The organism is Pseudomonas sp. GW823-FHT02E01, assembly GCF_058797535.1.
In genome coordinates, this window is sequence record NZ_JBXAJS010000003.1 from 614,248 (window position 1) to 629,994 (window position 15,747).

The window sequence follows — 15,747 nt, forward strand, 5'->3', positions numbered from 1 at the left end:
TGCCATGACTCTTCAACAATCCCGTCGCCTGCAAAGCCTGCTGCTCGGTACGTTGGCCTGGGCCATCGCGATCCTGATCTTCTTTCCGATCTTCTGGATGGTACTGACCAGTTTCAAAACCGAAATCGATGCCTTCGCCACGCCGCCGCAGTTCATCTTCATGCCGACGCTGGAGAACTACCTGCACATCAACGAGCGCAGCGACTATTTCAGTTTCGCCTGGAACTCGGTGGTGATCTCCTTCAGCGCCACCGCGCTGAGCCTGCTGATCGCGGTGCCGGCGGCCTACTCCATGGCGTTCTACGAAACCCGGCGCACCAGAGGCACGCTGCTGTGGATGCTCTCCACCAAGATGCTGCCGCCGGTGGGCGTGCTGATGCCGATCTATCTGCTGGCCAAGAGTTTCGGCCTGCTCGATACACGGATCGCGCTGATCGTCATATACACGCTGATCAACCTGCCGATCGTGGTCTGGATGATTTACACCTACTTCAAGGACATCCCCAAGGACATCCTCGAAGCCGCGCGGCTGGACGGCGCAACGCTGGCACAGGAGATGCTCCGGGTGTTGCTGCCCATCGCCAAGGGCGGCCTGGCATCCACGGTGCTGCTGTCGTTGATCCTGTGTTGGAACGAGGCGTTCTGGTCGCTGAACCTGACCTCGTCGAAAGCCGCGCCACTGACCGCATTGATCGCCTCGTACTCAAGCCCCGAAGGGCTGTTCTGGGCCAAATTGTCGGCCGTCTCGACCCTGGCCTGTGCGCCGATCCTGATCTTCGGCTGGATCAGCCAGAAACAACTGGTGCGCGGCCTGTCGTTCGGCGCCGTGAAATGAATACCGCTAACCGAATGCGACTCCTGTGGGAGCGAGCTTGCTCGCGATAGCGGTGGGTCAGTCAGCATCAATGCCGACGGATACACCCTCATCGCGAGCAAGCTCGCTCCCACAAAAAAGCCCACCTGGTTCAACTGAATAAAAACAAACGGAGGCCCATCACCATGGCCAACCTGAAAATCAAGAATCTGCAAAAAGGCTTCGAAGGCTTTTCCATCATCAAGGGCATCGACCTTGAAGTGAACGACAAGGAGTTCGTGGTATTCGTCGGCCCGTCGGGCTGCGGTAAATCCACGCTGCTGCGGCTGATCGCCGGGCTGGAGGAAGTCAGCGGCGGCACCATCGAACTCGACGGCCGCGACATCACCGAAGTGAGCCCGGCCAAGCGCGACCTGGCGATGGTGTTCCAGACCTACGCCCTGTACCCGCACATGAGCGTACGCAAGAACATGTCGTTCGCCCTAGACCTGGCCGGCGTGGCGAATGCCGAAGTAGAGAAGAAGGTCAGCGAAGCGGCGCGCATCCTCGAACTGGGGCCGATGCTGGAGCGCAAACCCAAGCAACTGTCCGGCGGCCAGCGCCAGCGCGTGGCGATTGGCCGGGCCATCGTGCGTAACCCGAAAATCTTCCTGTTCGACGAACCGTTGTCCAACCTCGATGCCGCCCTGCGGGTGCAGATGCGCCTGGAACTGTTGCGCCTGCACAAAGAACTGCAAGCCACGATGATCTACGTGACTCACGATCAGGTCGAAGCGATGACCATGGCCGACAAAGTGGTCGTACTCAATGGCGGCAAGATCGAGCAGGTCGGCTCGCCGCTGGATCTCTATCACCAGCCGGCCAACCTGTTCGTCGCCGGTTTCCTTGGCACACCGAAAATGGGGTTCCTCAAGGGCAAGGTCACCCGCGTCGACAGCCAGGGCTGTGAAGTGCAACTCGACGCCGGAACCCGCGTCAGCCTGCCCTTGGGCGGCAGGCATCTGAGCGTCGGGAGTGCGGTGACGCTGGGTATTCGCCCAGAGCACCTGGAACTGGCCAAACCCGGCGACTGCGCCTTGCAGGTCACCGCCGATGTCAGCGAGCGCCTGGGCAGCGACACCTTCTGCCACGTCCGGACGGCATCCGGCGAAGCCCTGACCATGCGCGTTCGCGGCGATCTGGCCAGCCGCTACGGTGAAACCCTGAGCCTGCATCTGGATGCGCAACACTGCCATTTATTCGATGCCGACGGCGTGGCGTTGACCCGCCCGTTGCGCGTCGCTGCCTGATTTCAGAGAGCCTGCGATGAAATTGAACCAACTCAACCTCAACCGCCTCGCCCCTGAAGTGGTCCTGCCCGCCTACGCTCTGGGCGAGACCCGCCAAGGTATCGCGCACATCGGGGTCGGCGGTTTCCACCGTGCCCATCAGGCGTACTACACCGACGCCTTGATGAATACCGGTGAAGGCCTGGACTGGGCCATCTGCGGTGTCGGCCTGCGCGCTGAGGACCGTCGCGCCCGTGACGATCTCAAGGATCAGGATTATCTGTTCACCCTGTTCGAACTCGGCGATAGCGACGACACAGAAGTGCGGGTGATCGGCGCCCTTCGTGACATGCTGCTGGCCGAGGACAGTGCCCAGGCATTGATCGACAAACTGGCCAGCCCCGAGATCCGCATCGTCTCGCTGACCATCACCGAAGGCGGGTACTGCATCGACGACAGCACCGGCGAGTTCATGGCGCACTTGCCGCAGATCCAGCATGACCTGGCGCACCCTGGCGCACCGAAAACCGTGTTCGGCTTCCTGTGTGCCGCACTGGCCAAGCGCCGCGCCGCTGGCACAGCGGCCTTCACCCTGATGTCCTGCGATAACCTGCCGCACAACGGCGCCGTCACCCGCAAGGCCCTGCTGGCCTTTGCCGCCTTGCACGACAGCCAGTTGCGCGACTGGATCGACGCCAACGTCAGTTTCCCCAACGCCATGGTCGACCGCATTACACCGATGACCAGCACCCTCCATCGCCTGCAACTGGCGGACCGGCATGGCGTGGACGATGCCTGGCCGGTGGTCTGCGAACCCTTCGCGCAATGGGTACTGGAAGACAGGTTCGTCAACGGTCGCCCGGCGTGGGAAAAAGTCGGCGTGCAATTCACCGACGACGTCACGCCCTACGAAGAAATGAAGATCAAGCTGCTCAACGGCAGTCATCTGGCGCTGACGTACCTGGGATTCCTGAAGGGTTACCGCTTCGTCCACGAAACCATGAACGACCCGCTGTTCGTGCGCTACATGCGCGCCTACATGGACCTGGACGTGACGCCACAGCTGCCGGCGGTGCCGGGAATCGACCTGACCGAGTACAAGAACACCCTGGTGGCGCGGTTCTCCAATCAGGCGATTGCCGATCAGCTTGAACGGGTGTGTTCGGACGGTTCGTCGAAGTTTCCGAAATTCACCGTACCGACCATCAACCGTTTGATCGCCGATGGCTGCGATACCCGGCGCGCGGCGTTGGTGGTGGCGGCCTGGGCGCTGTATCTCAAAGGCGTGGATGAACAGGGCGAGACCTACACGATTGCGGATCCGCGGGCAGCGTTCTGCCAGGCGCTGGTGGCCGATGATGTACTGATTACCCAGCGCTTGCTGGCGGTCGAGGAGATTTTTGGTACGGCCATTGCGCGCTCACCGGAGTTTGTCGCGGCGTTTGAGTGGTGCTGCAACAGTTTGCGCGAGGTTGGGGTGTCGCGGACGTTGGAACGGGTGCTGGCGTAAGTCCTGCGGTGGACCTGCTGCCGCCTTCGCGAGCAAACCCGCTCCCACAAGGAGTTTTGTGAGCAACACCAAACCCTGTGGGAGCGAGCTTGCTCGCGAAGGCGGCCTGACAGGCACCGGGAATGGTGAATCCAGACTTGTATCTAGCTGACGACCAGGAATACTGCATGACAACCCGACAACTCTTCCTCGGCATCGACTGCGGAACCCAAGGCACCAAAGCCATCATCCTCGACTCGGCCAATGGTGAGGTGCTCGGTCAGGGAGCCGCCAGCCACAACCTGATCAGCGGCCCCGATGGCCGCCGCGAACAGGACACCCAGCAGTGGCTGGAAGCCTTCGCCACCGCCACTCGCCGCGCATTGCTCGCGGCCAAAGCCAATGGCCAGTCGATCCTCGGCATTGGCGTGTCCGGCCAGCAACACGGCCTGGTGCTGCTCGACGATCAGGGCAAGGTGTTGCGTGCGGCTAAACTCTGGTGCGACACCGAAACCACCCCGGAGAATGACCGACTGCTGGCCCACCTGGGTGGCGAAAAGGGTTCGCTGAAACGCCTGGGCGTCGTCATCGCGCCGGGCTACACCCTGTCCAAGCTGTTATGGACCAAAGAGCAGCATCCCGAAGTGTTCTCCCGGATCGCCCGCATCTTGCTGCCCCACGACTACCTCAATCATTGGCTCACTGGCCGCAGTTGCAGCGAATACGGCGATGCCTCGGGCACCGGGTATTTCAATGTGCGTACGCGCCAGTGGGATGGGCAATTGTTGCGTGACATCGACCCCAGCGGACGCCTGCAAGCCGCGCTGCCGGAGCTGATCGCCCCCCATCAGGCGGTCGGCACGATTCTGCCAGGCATCGCCGAACACCTGGGCATCAACCCTCGGGCACTGGTGTCCAGTGGCGGTGGCGACAACATGATGGGCGCCATCGGCACCGGCAACATCCAGCCTGGTGCAATCACCATGAGCCTCGGCTCGTCAGGCACGGTGTACGCCTACGCCGATCAGCCGAACGTCGCCACGGATGCCGCGGTTGCCACGTTCTGTTCTTCCAGTGGCGGCTGGCTGCCTTTGATCTGCACCATGAACCTGACCAATGCCACCAGCCTGATTCGCGAGCTGCTGGACCTCGACATCGATCAATTCAACGACCTCGTTGCCCAGGCGCCAATCGGTGCCGACGGTGTGTGCATGCTGCCGTTCTTCAATGGCGAACGTGTGCCCGCCCTGCCCCATGCCAGCGCCAGCCTGTCGGGCCTGACCATGACCAACCTGACCCGGGCCAACCTGTGCCGCGCGGTGGTCGAAGGCACGACATTCGGTTTGCGTTACGGACTGGACCTGCTACGCCGCAATGGCTTACAAAGCCGCAGCATTCGGCTGATTGGGGGTGGGTCAAAAAGTGCGGTCTGGCGGCAAATCGTCGCCGACACCATGAATACACCGGTGATCTGCACCGAACAAAGCGAGGCCGCAGCCTTGGGTGCGGCGATTCAGGCTGCCTGGTGCGTATCCCGGGTGAACGGGCACGAAGACAGCCTGGCGCAATTGTGCGAGCGCTGCGTAAAACTCGACCCGGCCAGTGAAACCCTGCCGGTCGCCGACAATGTGCAAGCCTGTCAGCAGGCGTATGAACGCTATCAACAGCATGTCGCAACCCTTTGAAGAGTGAACAACTATGTACCTGGTGTGTGGCGAAGCGCTGTTCGATTTTTTCAGTGAAAACGACGCCAGTGGGCTGGCGTCCAAAGTGAACTTCAAGGCCATAGCCGGTGGCTCGCCGTTCAACGTGGCGGTGGGTTTACGCCGCTTGGGCGTGGACGCGGCGCTGTTGGCCGGGTTGTCCACCGACTATTTGGGCCGGCGCCTGCTGCAAGTGCTGCAAGATGAGGGCGTGTGCCTGGACTACCTGCTGGAGTTTGCCGCGCCGACCACCCTGGCAATGGTCGCCGTGGGCGCCAATGGCTCGCCGCAGTACAGCTTCCGTGGCGAAGGTTGCGCGGATCGACAATTGCAACCGGAGCACCTGCCGACACTCGGGCCTGAGGTACGCGGCCTGCATATCGGCTCGTTTTCCCTGGTGGTGCAGCCGATTGCCGACACGCTATTGGCATTGGTGCGCCGGGAAAGCGGCAAGCGCCTGATCAGCCTCGATCCGAACGTGCGCCTGAATCCGGAGCCGGACATTGAACTGTGGCGTGAACGGATCGCAACGCTGGTGGAACTGGCCGACCTGATCAAGGTCAGCGACGAGGACCTGCATCTGCTGTACCCCGGCCAGGACCCGGCCCAGGTGATCCAGGGCTGGTTGCAGCACCGCTGTCAGCTGGTATTCCTGACCCGGGGCGGCGAAGGCGCGACCGTATTCAGTCGGGCACATGGTTCGTGGTCGGCCCCCGCCTGTTCGGTAAAAATCGCCGACACCGTGGGCGCGGGCGATACCTTTCAGGCCGCGCTGATTACCTGGCTGACCGAACAGCAACTGGATTCGGTGGAGGGCGTGAAGCAACTGGGCCGCGAGCAGATCGACCGCATGCTGAAGTTCGCGGTGCGGGCGGCGGCGCTGACGTGCAGCAAGACCGGGCCGGATTTGCCTTATCGCAAGCAACTGGATTTGCGCTGAATTCGAGGGCCTCTTCGCGAGCAGGCTCGCTCCTACAGTGTTGCGGGTCGTTCACAACATTTGTGTCGACGCTCGGGCATTGTGGGAGCTTGCTCGCGATGACTTTCTATCAGGCGCCCGATGGTCTTAACTGATATACAGGATCGCGCATCCGCGACAGGCGGTGTTCAGCCGGGTTAACCCTCGCTTAACCGTGCGATCCAACACTTCACTGGACCGCACGCCCTCAGACTGTTCTGACGCCCAGTGCGGCAAGTTCGACAAGCGACACATCGAACTGACATTCCGTCCGCACCGGAGATCGCTGATGAACACTCGCACCCTGCTGGTTACCGCCGCTCTCACCTGCACCGCGTTTGCCGGCCTGGCTCAGGCCAATGAAACCACGACCTCTCAAGCCGTGCCCTATCACTACGGCATGCCATTGCATGTCAGCAAAGTGATTTCACTGACCGAGCCGGACACCCTGGAGTGCAAGGTGGTGAAGGCCGAGATGAAGTACATCGATGACACGGGAAAAACCGCAGAAATTTCCTACCGTAAACTTTCCGACGCTTGCGAGAACCAGGGCTGACCGAAAAATCTGATTTGGTACTTGGCAGTATTCCTTTGAGGGTTGCGGCGCTATGCTCTAGCGCCTCCCTCTCTGCCCGCAAGGATTCGCCATGCAGTTGTCGTTTCGCACGCTGTCGTTGTTTTGCGCCGCCCTATGTCTTTTGCTCAGTCTGGTCTGGGGTCTGACACCGCAATGGTTATTGTCGTTCTGGGATATCGAGTTTTCATTCGCGGTGGGGTTGGTCGCGCGACGCACCGCCGTGCTGTTTGGGGCGTTAAGCGTGTTCTCTTTTCTGGTTCGCAACGCCCCTCCTTGCGCAACCCGCAATGCGCTGAGCCTCGGCTTCGTCGTCGGCTGCTGGGGATTGGCCGTGCTGGGTTTTGCCGAATGGCTCAACGGCCATGTCGGGCCGGGCATTTTACTGGCGGTCGGGTTTGAACTGGCGCTGGGCCTGGCGTTCTTCCAGACCCGGCGCGTGCCCCTGGAACCCGAAACAGCAGACTAGAGTGCTTTGCCCAGCATAGAGTGCGGTTCGACCTCTACGTGATGCTGCCTGGAACGCAGTTGGGCAATCAGCTCGTTGATTTCCCGACAACCATTGAGCCCGGAAGCATCGATGCCGGTGACCAATAGATCGAGCTGATCGGTTTGCCCGTCTGCATAGACCTTGACGGTCATCGACAGGTCCGGTGACAGCGTGCACTGGCAGCGCTTGGGCAGAAAACTGCTTTCGATGATATTGCGAATTTCCAAGGCAGAAAGAAACATGGCAACTCCCTCCTTTGTGAAACGGCCCGACGATCAATGCTTGCTCATTTGAAATCCCGGCAAGCTTCAAGGGCACCTACAGCATAAAACATACCTTGATTTTCGTGGTGCAGTTCATCGGCACTTCAAGGATTTAGACGAATCACCTTAAACCTGCCATGCGGTTTGCAATGAACGCCCCTGGCGACCCTGCAATTTGCACGCGGGGGATCCCGGGTTTGCATTCACTGCACACGACAGTGAAAATGCCGCCCTTCACTTCAAGCAAGGAGGCATCATGAATTCTTTGACCGTTAACGCTTGCACAGCGCTGTTCGCACTGGGGCTTGCCAGCGTTGCTCACGCCGCCAAACTCGAAGACACCGCACCCTATCCGAAGGCCGAAAGCGGGTTCACCCGCCAGGTGATTCACCTCGCGCCACAGACCCGGGAAAGCGACTTCCAGGTCGAGATCCTGGCCGGCAAGACGATGACCGTCGACTGCAACAACCCGCGCCTGGGCGGTATTCTCGAGGAGAAGAACCTCGAGGGTTGGGGCTATCCGTTCTATCGCCTGGAAAAAGTCATCGGACCGATGAGCACGTTGATGGCCTGCCCGGGCGGCACGAGCAAACAGGGTTTTGTACCGGTGGTCGGTGACGGCTTCCTGCTGCGTTACAACAGCAAGCTGCCGCTCGTGCTGTACGTACCCAAGGACATCGAAGTGCGCTATCGGATCTGGTCGGCGTCGACCAAGGTCGAGAAAGCCATTCAGGAATAACCCGGCCATCCGGCGGCCCCTCGCGGCGCCCGCTGTCGACCTGCCCAGGCATCATGCCGGGGCGCCACTCAACGCGGCGCGCTCGGCCACGTGCCCCAGACTATCGAAATTGATGTTGGCACCCGAGTCGATCGCCACCAGGGTCTGCCCCAAGGCACCGGTCTGCGCGACGTACCTCTTGATCCCGGCCACGGCCAGCGCACCGGAAGGTTCGGTGATCGAGCGGGTATCATCGTAGATATTCTTGATTGCGGCGCAAAGTTCATCGTTACTGACCGTCACCACGTCATCGACGCAAAACCGGCAGACCTCAAAACCGTAAGCGCCGATCTGCGCCACCGCCACCCCATCGGCGAAGGTGCCGACGCTCGGCAACACGACCCGTTCGCCGGCATGCATCGCCGCTTGCAGACACGCGGAATGTTCCGACTCGACGCCAATGACGCGAACTTCCGGCCGCAAGTATTTGACGTAGGCGGCGATACCCGCGATCAGCCCCCCGCCACCCACCGGCACGAAGATCGCGTCCAGAGGCCCCTGATGCTGGCGCAGGATTTCCATCGCTACCGTGCCTTGCCCAGCGATCACCTCCGGGTCGTCGAAGGGCGAAACAAAGGTGCGACCGGTTTCCCGGGCCAAATCCAGCGCAAAGGCCAGTGCGAACGGAAAGCTTTCGCCGTGCAACACCGCATCGGCGCCCCGACTGCGCACGCCGATGACCTTCAACTGTGGCGTCGTGCAGGGCATGACGATGGTCGCGTTGATCCCCAACTCCCGCGCCGCCAGTGCCACGCCCTGCGCATGATTGCCCGCAGAAGCCGTGACCACGCCGCGGGCCTTTTGCACCTCGCTCAGTTGCACCAGCTTGTTGTAGGCACCGCGGATCTTGAAAGAAAAGGTCGGCTGCAAGTCTTCGCGCTTGAGCAGGATCTGGTTGCCCAAGGCTTCGGACAAGGCCGGTGCCGGTTGCAAAGGCGTGCGCACGGCCAGCTCATAGACCGGCGCGGCAAGGATTTTTTTCACGTAGCCTTCAAGCAAGGCCTGTTGATCGGTTGTGAAACTCATCGTCGTCTCCTGACATTGATCGGGGCCCGGGAGACAGAAAGTAAAAACCCGCCTCGAGGGCGGGTTGGGTGCTGCAGTCGTGAGCTAGCCCGCCAAATGAGGAATGGCGGTAATAATGCTTGGCTGGCAGCGCAATACGGTGGAAGTCATGGCTCGAAATTAGCCGGACGTTGATGGCAAGTCAATGGCAAGTTTGCGGTGGTCGCTATAGGCTACCGGTTCTATTCATTGCCCAAGGAAGGAAAACATGAAGGCCATTACCCTGCCCCTTATCGCCTTGATCGCTTTTGCCGGCTATACGGTTTCAGTGATGCTCCAGGCCGAACAATCGCTGATCGATTTCGGCATCAGCCTGATGTCACGCCCGGATACTGCGCAAGTGGTGATCGATCTTTACCTGCTGGCGACGCTGGCAGCGATCTGGATGTACCAGGATGCGCGAAAGCGCGGGCAGTCGGCGGTTTCGGTGGTGCCATATCTACTGATTACCGCTGTGTTCGTGTCGATTGGGCCATTGTTGTATCTGGTGGTACGTGGGTTTCAGAATCGAAAGAGTTCAGTTGCCGCGACTCGACAGATCTGACCGACCTCCCGTAATGAGGTTTAAATTGCAATCGCGAGCAGGCTCGCTCCTACACAAGATTTGAAAAACCGATGCCCTGAAACTCAATACCCGTTCTGCAGCCGCTCACTATGGCGGCTGCAGGACAAGCCCACGGCTGGTTACTTCAAACCCACCTTGTACAACCCGCCGTTCTCCTCATCGGTCAAAACATACAAGTATCCGTCCGGCCCCTGCCGTACGTCGCGAATGCGTTTTTTCAGCTCCCCGAGCAAGCGCTCCTCGTGGATCACCTTGTCGCCATCGAACTCCAGGCGGATCAGTTCCTGGCTGATCAGCGCGCCGACAAACACGTTGCGCTGCCAGACCTTGAAACGATCGGCATCGTAGAACGCCATGCCACTAAGGCCTGGGGACTTTTCCCAGACATGATTCGGGACAAGGGTGCCTTCGGCGATTTCACCCTTGGCTTCGGGAATCGGTTGACCGGAGTAGTTGATGCCATGGGTCGCCAGCGGCCAGCCGTAATTCTTGCCGCGCTCGATGATGTTGATTTCATCGCCGCCCTGAGGGCCGTGTTCGTTTTCCCACAGCGTGCCGTTCCACGGGTTGAGCGCGGCGCCTTGCGGGTTACGCTGCCCGTAGGACCAGATCTCCGGGCGCACGTTGGCCTGGCCGACAAAGGGGTTGTCCTTGGGCACAGTGCCATCCGGGTAGATTCGCACCACTTTGCCTTGCAGCTTGTCGAGGTCCTGGGCGGTCGGGCGGTCGTTGTTTTCCCCCAGGGTCACGAACAGATAGCCGTCGCGATCAAACACCAGCCGCGAGCCAAAATGGTTGCCCACCGAGAGCTTGGGTTCCTGACGCAGGATCACCTGGAAATCCTTGAGCGCTGTCATATCGTCGGAGAGCCGGCCGCGGCCCACCGCCGTGCCGGCCTTGCCGCCCTGACCGCCACCTTCGGCATAGGACAGATAGACCATCCGGTCCTGCTTGAAGTCGGGCGACAGCGCCACGTCGAGCAATCCACCCTGCCCCTTGGCCCAGACCGTGGGTACGCCATTGAGCGGTGCGGACAACTTGCCTTCGGCGGTCACCAGTCGCAGGTTGCCGGGCCGTTCGGTCACCAGCATGCCTTTGCTATCCGGCAGGAATGCCAGGGCCCAGGGGTGCTCCAGCCCCGTCACGATGGGGGTGACCTCAAGGGTGCCATCTTCGCTTTTCATCGTCTGGGCCGGTGCGGCAAGCACAGGGACAGCGGCGCTGATCAATACGCCGGCACAGAGGGTTGCCAACAGGCTTTTACGCAACATGCAGGATTCCTTTTCTGACGGAAATGAGGCTTGGTGAAAAGTAGCGGGTAGACGTCATGCCCGCCACTCAACGGTTGCTGCTACCGGTGTCTCGAGGCGGTGGATTGGGAATGAATTTCGGTGGGCTGGCGGGCGCTGTCCGGTCGGGGTAGCGATTGCCAATGCCACCGTTGTCCAGCGTCGGCGGGCGTGGGACCGGCACGGTATTGGGTCCTCGTATGGCCGGGGTGCCGGGTTGGGTGCCTTGCATGCTGTTGGGATTGGCCCGGCGAATCGGACTGTTGTAAGGGTTGTTGTTGGTGCTGCCCGGCAGGTTCTGGGCCAACTGCAACGAAGCAGAGACGTCGGCCTGGACCAAGGAGCCAAGTACGCCACTCAAGGCCAGTGCAATGGCGCCAAACACGTATCGGTTCATGGGGGTGCCTCTCTGCGTCCGCGTGGGTAAGGACTTCGATACCACGCTACGCCCGAGGTTCGGATTTGTTAACCAAAAACTCCCCGGCACGGTCTGGCACCCGGTTGATCCGGCGGGAGAACCGGCGCGCAGACCACAGAAACTTTTGCCCTGGACCGCAGGTCACCTGAACATCACTCGCGAGTAGACGACCATGGCACGGGCAATCTGGAAAGGCGCAATCAGCTTCGGACTGGTGCACATCCCCGTGGCGCTGGTCTCCGCAACGTCCTCCCGAGGCGTCGATTTCGATTGGCTCGACAGCCGCAGCATGGACCCGGTGGGCTACAGGCGTGTCAACAAGGTGACGGGCAAGGAAGTCACCAAGGAGCATATCGTCAAGGGCGTGCAGTACGAAAAGGGTCGGTACGTGGTGCTCAGTGAAGAGGAGATCCGTTCCGCTCATCCGCTCTCGACCCAGACCATCGACATTTTCTCCTTTGTCGATGGCAAGCAGATTCCCTTGCAGAACATCGACACGCCTTACTACCTGGCTCCCGACAAACGCGGCGGAAAGGTCTATGCACTGCTGCGCGAAACCCTGAGCAAAACCGGCAAGGTCGCCCTCGCTCGCGTGGTCTTGCATACCCGCCAGCACCTGGCCGCATTGATGCCGCTGGAATCGGCACTGGTCCTGGTGATGCTGCGCTGGCCGGCCGAGGTGCGAAGTCTCGATGAACTGGCGCTGGGCAGCGAAGTGACCAGCCCCGAACTGGCCAAGGGCGAACGGGACATGGCCAAACGCCTGGTGGAGGACATGAGTGCCGAGTGGACGCCGGACGACTATCGGGACGGCTTCGAAGACAAGATCATGGCCCTGGTGGACAAGAAGGCCCGTGAAGGCAAGATCGAAGACGTCGAAACCGCTTCTGGTGAAGAGGAGCGCAAAACGGCGGATGTCATTGACCTGACCGAACTGCTCAAGCGCAGCCTCGGCAGCGGTAAAGCAGCGTCCAGGCCGAAGGCGGGCAGCAAACCGGTTGCCAGGAAGAAAGTCAGTAAGTGATCCGTTGGATGTCCCGGACTGCTCGCGAAGCCTTGGTACGCTACACCGAAAAAATCAGATCAGAATGAAGACCGCCAGCAACCCGGCAAAGATCGACCATTTTTGGAGGTAGTAAAGCTTGCGGTTGCGCTTTTTCAGTTCCTTGGCGCGCAGGCGAACCTTGTAGACCTTGCTGAACAGCCGGTTGATTCCGCCGGTGCGGTCTCCGTCCTCGTTCGGTGCACCCGCCGCCGACATGACAGTGCGGCTGAACCAGCGATTGAATGCCGCTGCCCACCGATACTTCATTGGCCGCTCGACGTCGCAGAACAGGATGATGCGGTTGCGTGGCGTGGTGTTCTCTGCGTAATGAATGAAGGTCTCATCGAACATCACCGCTTCGCCATCGCGCCAATGGTAGTTCTGGCCATCGACATTGATGTAGCAACCTTCAGCGTTGGGTGTGTCCAGTCCGAGGTGATAACGGTACGAACCGGCATACGGGTCGCGGTGGCGCACCAGTCTGGAGCCCGGTGGCAACTCGGCGAACATCGCCGCCTTGATCGAGCCAATGCCCTGTACCAGTTCGGTGGTACGCGGGCAGAGCTTCATGGCCGACGGGTGGCTATCGCCATACCACTTGAGATAGAAGCGCTTCCAGCCGGTCTTGAAAAACGAGTTGAAACCGACGTCATCGTATTGGTTCGAACGTTTGATCTCGCCGGCGTGAAGCAAATTCTGGCCTTCGGCACGAATTTCTTCCCAATGCGCCTGCAGCGGGCTCAGGTCGGGAAAATCAGCCGGATCGAGATACGGTTTGTTGGAGATTTTCGAAAACAGATAAAGAAAGCAATTGATCGGCGCCAGGAACGTCGAGTGATCACTCAACTGGCGCCCCAGCTTGTGGCGCACTCGACCACGCAGGTGAACGTACGCAATAGAGACAACGTAGATAACGGCAATGATCAGTTTCACGGAAATCGTCACAGGTTGGAAATAAACAAACTGCGCCCTTTACCGGCATGCCGGTCCCCGGGTCTTGTGCAGCGACTGAATGCGAAACAGCGGCCCCGTAATGCCATCGAACCACGCCGATGGTCGGCCTTCAGCTGATGGATGGCATTTTAGCCACAGTTTGTAACCAATAGTTAACCCGCAACTGTGAAAATGTGTCCGCAAAAACCGCCAAAGCGTTGCAGAGGCCTCCATCGCCCTATCGTTTAAAGAGCCAGACCAGTACAATCGCCGCCAAACTTTACGCGCCCCCAGGTTGAGAGCGGGAAAATCCCCTTTCAGCGCACGTTGTCTCGGGCCAGGCGCACCACATGCTGCTGTCCACTTGATGCCAGATGGATCTTCCACTGCCGATCGGGATGAATGTCCCGGGGCCCAACAGTGGAAACAGGTACTGAACCGGTACTGCCGCAACCCTAGCTACTCTGAATGCTTCGCAGGAAAAACCTTTGATTTCTACAGCTAACATCACGATGCAGTTCGGCGCCAAGCCGCTCTTCGAAAACGTTTCGGTCAAGTTCAACGGTGGCAACCGTTACGGTTTGATCGGCGCCAACGGTTGCGGCAAGTCGACCTTCATGAAGATTCTCGGCGGTGACCTCGAGCCGTCCGGCGGCCAGGTCATGCTGGAACCGAACGTGCGCCTGGGTAAATTGCGCCAGGACCAGTTCGCCTACGAAGAATTCACCGTGATCGACACCGTGATCATGGGTCACGAAGAGCTGTGGAAGGTCAAGGCCGAGCGCGATCGCATCTATTCGCTGCCGGAAATGAGCGAAGCAGACGGCATGGCCGTGGCCGAGCTGGAAACCGAATTCGCCGAAATGGATGGCTACACCGCCGAATCCCGTGCCGGCGAACTGCTGCTGGGCCTGGGTATTCCCCTGGAACAGCATTTCGGCCCGATGTCCGAAGTGGCTCCAGGCTGGAAACTGCGGGTATTGCTGGCCCAGGCATTGTTCTCCGATCCGGAAGTGTTGTTGCTCGACGAACCGACCAACCACCTGGACATCAACACCATTCGCTGGCTGGAATCGATTCTCACCGTGCGTAACAGCACCATGATCATCATTTCCCACGACCGTCACTTCCTCAACAGCGTCTGCACCCACATGGCCGACCTGGACTACGGTGAGCTGCGCCTGTTCCCGGGCAACTACGACGAGTACATGACTGCGGCGACCCAGTCTCGCGAGCAACTGCTGTCGGACAACGCCAAGAAGAAAGCCCAGATCGCCGAACTGCAAACGTTCGTCAGCCGCTTCTCGGCCAACGCCTCGAAAGCCAAGCAGGCCACTTCCCGCGCCAAGCAGATCGACAAGATCCAGTTGGCCGAAGTCAAGCCATCGAGCCGCGTGAGCCCGTTCATCCGCTTCGAACAGACCAAGAAGCTGCACCGCCAGGCCGTGACCATCGAGCAGATGTCCAAGGGCTTCGACGGCAAGACCCTGTTCAAGAACTTCAGCTTCACCGTAGAAGCCGGCGAGCGCGTGGCGATCATCGGCCCGAACGGTATCGGCAAAACCACCCTGCTGCGCACCCTGATGGGCGAACTGACCCCGGACGCCGGCTCCGTGAAGTGGACCGAAAGCGCGGAGCTGGGCTACTACGCCCAGGACCACGCCCACGACTTCGAAGACGACGTCAGCCTGTTCGACTGGATGGGCCAGTGGACTCAGGGCGAGCAGATCATTCGCGGCACTTTGGGCCGCATGCTGTTCTCCAACGACGAGATCCTCAAGTCGGTCAAGGTCATCTCTGGTGGTGAGCAAGGCCGCATGCTGTTCGGCAAGCTGATCCTGCAAAAGCCGAACGTACTGGTGATGGACGAACCGACCAACCACCTGGACATGGAATCGATCGAAGCGCTGAACCTGGCGCTGGAGAACTACCCGGGCACGCTGATCTTCGTCAGCCACGACCGTGAGTTCGTATCGTCCCTGGCCACCCGCATCATCGAGCTGAGCCCTAACGGCGTGACCGACTTCAGCGGCACCTACGACGATTACCTGCGTAGCCAGGGTGTGGTGTTCTAAAGGTAGCTACAAGCCTTTAG

At 60.2% G+C, this 15,747-nt stretch carries 16 protein-coding genes; 11 read left to right on the top strand and 5 right to left on the bottom strand.

The window, feature by feature from the left end:
• Positions 1-4: 4 nt before the first annotated feature.
• The 7 genes from AC1RDQ_RS09990 to AC1RDQ_RS10020 all read left to right on the top strand — a co-directional run bounded on the left by AC1RDQ_RS09990 (position 5) and on the right by AC1RDQ_RS10020 (position 7,275).
• Positions 5-835 carry a carbohydrate ABC transporter permease gene (locus tag AC1RDQ_RS09990; RefSeq protein WP_492587116.1) on the top strand — a complete coding sequence of 277 codons (831 nt, stop codon included), beginning with the start codon at positions 5-7 and terminating at the stop codon, positions 833-835.
• A gap of 164 nt (positions 836-999) precedes the next feature.
• Positions 1,000-2,103, top strand: coding sequence for an ABC transporter ATP-binding protein (locus AC1RDQ_RS09995; RefSeq protein ID WP_492587117.1), 1,104 nt, complete (start codon positions 1,000-1,002; stop codon positions 2,101-2,103).
• 16 nt (positions 2,104-2,119) lie between these two features.
• Positions 2,120-3,592, top strand: a complete 1,473-nt coding sequence (locus tag AC1RDQ_RS10000; protein ID WP_340311977.1) for a mannitol dehydrogenase family protein — start codon at positions 2,120-2,122, stop codon at positions 3,590-3,592.
• Between the two features lie 167 nt (positions 3,593-3,759).
• A complete protein-coding gene (gene xylB, locus AC1RDQ_RS10005; protein WP_492587118.1) occupies positions 3,760-5,256 on the top strand; it encodes a xylulokinase in 1,497 nt (498 codons plus the stop codon).
• A 13-nt stretch (positions 5,257-5,269) separates the two neighbouring features.
• Positions 5,270-6,214, top strand: coding sequence for a carbohydrate kinase family protein (locus AC1RDQ_RS10010; protein WP_429521008.1), 945 nt, complete (start codon positions 5,270-5,272; stop codon positions 6,212-6,214).
• A gap of 307 nt (positions 6,215-6,521) precedes the next feature.
• Positions 6,522-6,788 carry a DUF2790 domain-containing protein gene (locus AC1RDQ_RS10015; protein WP_492587120.1) on the top strand — a complete coding sequence of 89 codons (267 nt, stop codon included), beginning with the start codon at positions 6,522-6,524 and terminating at the stop codon, positions 6,786-6,788.
• Positions 6,789-6,879: 91 nt separating this feature from the next.
• On the top strand, positions 6,880-7,275 hold the full coding sequence (locus AC1RDQ_RS10020) for a hypothetical protein (protein ID WP_340311983.1): 396 nt from the start codon (positions 6,880-6,882) through the stop codon (positions 7,273-7,275).
• Here AC1RDQ_RS10020 and AC1RDQ_RS10025 read toward each other — a convergent pair.
• Entirely contained in the window at positions 7,272-7,538 is a 267-nt protein-coding gene (locus tag AC1RDQ_RS10025; protein WP_057714758.1) for a DUF1652 domain-containing protein, read from the bottom strand. The genes AC1RDQ_RS10020 and AC1RDQ_RS10025 overlap by 4 nt on opposite strands.
• Before the next feature lie 277 nt (positions 7,539-7,815).
• Here AC1RDQ_RS10025 and eco point away from each other — a divergent pair, with 277 nt between their 5' ends.
• Complete coding sequence (eco, locus tag AC1RDQ_RS10030) at positions 7,816-8,298, top strand: serine protease inhibitor ecotin (RefSeq protein WP_492587121.1); 483 nt, start codon at positions 7,816-7,818, stop codon at positions 8,296-8,298.
• A 51-nt stretch (positions 8,299-8,349) separates the two neighbouring features.
• Here the strand turns inward: eco and ilvA are convergent, their stop codons facing one another.
• Positions 8,350-9,363: a threonine ammonia-lyase, biosynthetic gene (ilvA, locus tag AC1RDQ_RS10035; RefSeq protein ID WP_340311986.1), complete on the bottom strand. Its 1,014-nt coding sequence runs from the start codon at positions 9,361-9,363 to the stop codon at positions 8,350-8,352.
• 247 nt (positions 9,364-9,610) lie between these two features.
• Between ilvA and AC1RDQ_RS10040 the strand changes: the two genes are divergently transcribed.
• Positions 9,611-9,946 carry a DUF2834 domain-containing protein gene (locus AC1RDQ_RS10040; protein ID WP_090455328.1) on the top strand — a complete coding sequence of 112 codons (336 nt, stop codon included), beginning with the start codon at positions 9,611-9,613 and terminating at the stop codon, positions 9,944-9,946.
• Between the two features lie 140 nt (positions 9,947-10,086).
• Here the strand turns inward: AC1RDQ_RS10040 and AC1RDQ_RS10045 are convergent, their stop codons facing one another.
• On the bottom strand, positions 10,087-11,238 hold the full coding sequence (locus AC1RDQ_RS10045) for a PQQ-dependent sugar dehydrogenase (RefSeq protein ID WP_057714755.1): 1,152 nt from the start codon (positions 11,236-11,238) through the stop codon (positions 10,087-10,089).
• Between the two features lie 67 nt (positions 11,239-11,305).
• The gene (locus tag AC1RDQ_RS10050; protein WP_090455332.1) at positions 11,306-11,653 is read right to left on the bottom strand and encodes a hypothetical protein; all 348 of its coding nucleotides are present in this window, start codon (positions 11,651-11,653) and stop codon (positions 11,306-11,308) included.
• A 193-nt stretch (positions 11,654-11,846) separates the two neighbouring features.
• Between AC1RDQ_RS10050 and ku the strand changes: the two genes are divergently transcribed.
• Entirely contained in the window at positions 11,847-12,698 is an 852-nt protein-coding gene (ku, locus tag AC1RDQ_RS10055; protein WP_492587123.1) for a non-homologous end joining protein Ku, read from the top strand.
• A gap of 54 nt (positions 12,699-12,752) precedes the next feature.
• Here ku and lpxO read toward each other — a convergent pair whose 3' ends face one another.
• Positions 12,753-13,652 carry a lipid A hydroxylase LpxO gene (gene lpxO / locus AC1RDQ_RS10060; protein WP_492587124.1) on the bottom strand — a complete coding sequence of 300 codons (900 nt, stop codon included), beginning with the start codon at positions 13,650-13,652 and terminating at the stop codon, positions 12,753-12,755.
• Between the two features lie 488 nt (positions 13,653-14,140).
• Between lpxO and AC1RDQ_RS10065 the strand changes: the two genes are divergently transcribed.
• Positions 14,141-15,727, top strand: a complete 1,587-nt coding sequence (locus AC1RDQ_RS10065; RefSeq protein ID WP_033052720.1) for an ABC-F family ATPase — start codon at positions 14,141-14,143, stop codon at positions 15,725-15,727.
• Positions 15,728-15,747: the final 20 nt, after the last annotated feature.

Coding starts and splice junctions, on each gene's coding strand:
- AC1RDQ_RS09995 (WP_492587117.1), top strand. CDS start 1,000: ATGGCCAACCTGAAAATCAAGAATCTGCAAAAAGGCTTCGAAGGCTTT.
- AC1RDQ_RS10025 (WP_057714758.1), bottom strand. CDS start 7,538: ATGTTTCTTTCTGCCTTGGAAATTCGCAATATCATCGAAAGCAGTTTT.
- AC1RDQ_RS10045 (WP_057714755.1), bottom strand. CDS start 11,238: ATGTTGCGTAAAAGCCTGTTGGCAACCCTCTGTGCCGGCGTATTGATC.
- AC1RDQ_RS10020 (WP_340311983.1), top strand. CDS start 6,880: ATGCAGTTGTCGTTTCGCACGCTGTCGTTGTTTTGCGCCGCCCTATGT.
- AC1RDQ_RS09990 (WP_492587116.1), top strand. CDS start 5: ATGACTCTTCAACAATCCCGTCGCCTGCAAAGCCTGCTGCTCGGTACG.
- ku (WP_492587123.1), top strand. CDS start 11,847: ATGGCACGGGCAATCTGGAAAGGCGCAATCAGCTTCGGACTGGTGCAC.
- eco (WP_492587121.1), top strand. CDS start 7,816: ATGAATTCTTTGACCGTTAACGCTTGCACAGCGCTGTTCGCACTGGGG.
- ilvA (WP_340311986.1), bottom strand. CDS start 9,363: ATGAGTTTCACAACCGATCAACAGGCCTTGCTTGAAGGCTACGTGAAA.
- AC1RDQ_RS10050 (WP_090455332.1), bottom strand. CDS start 11,653: ATGAACCGATACGTGTTTGGCGCCATTGCACTGGCCTTGAGTGGCGTA.
- AC1RDQ_RS10000 (WP_340311977.1), top strand. CDS start 2,120: ATGAAATTGAACCAACTCAACCTCAACCGCCTCGCCCCTGAAGTGGTC.
- xylB (WP_492587118.1), top strand. CDS start 3,760: ATGACAACCCGACAACTCTTCCTCGGCATCGACTGCGGAACCCAAGGC.
- AC1RDQ_RS10015 (WP_492587120.1), top strand. CDS start 6,522: ATGAACACTCGCACCCTGCTGGTTACCGCCGCTCTCACCTGCACCGCG.
- AC1RDQ_RS10040 (WP_090455328.1), top strand. CDS start 9,611: ATGAAGGCCATTACCCTGCCCCTTATCGCCTTGATCGCTTTTGCCGGC.
- AC1RDQ_RS10010 (WP_429521008.1), top strand. CDS start 5,270: ATGTACCTGGTGTGTGGCGAAGCGCTGTTCGATTTTTTCAGTGAAAAC.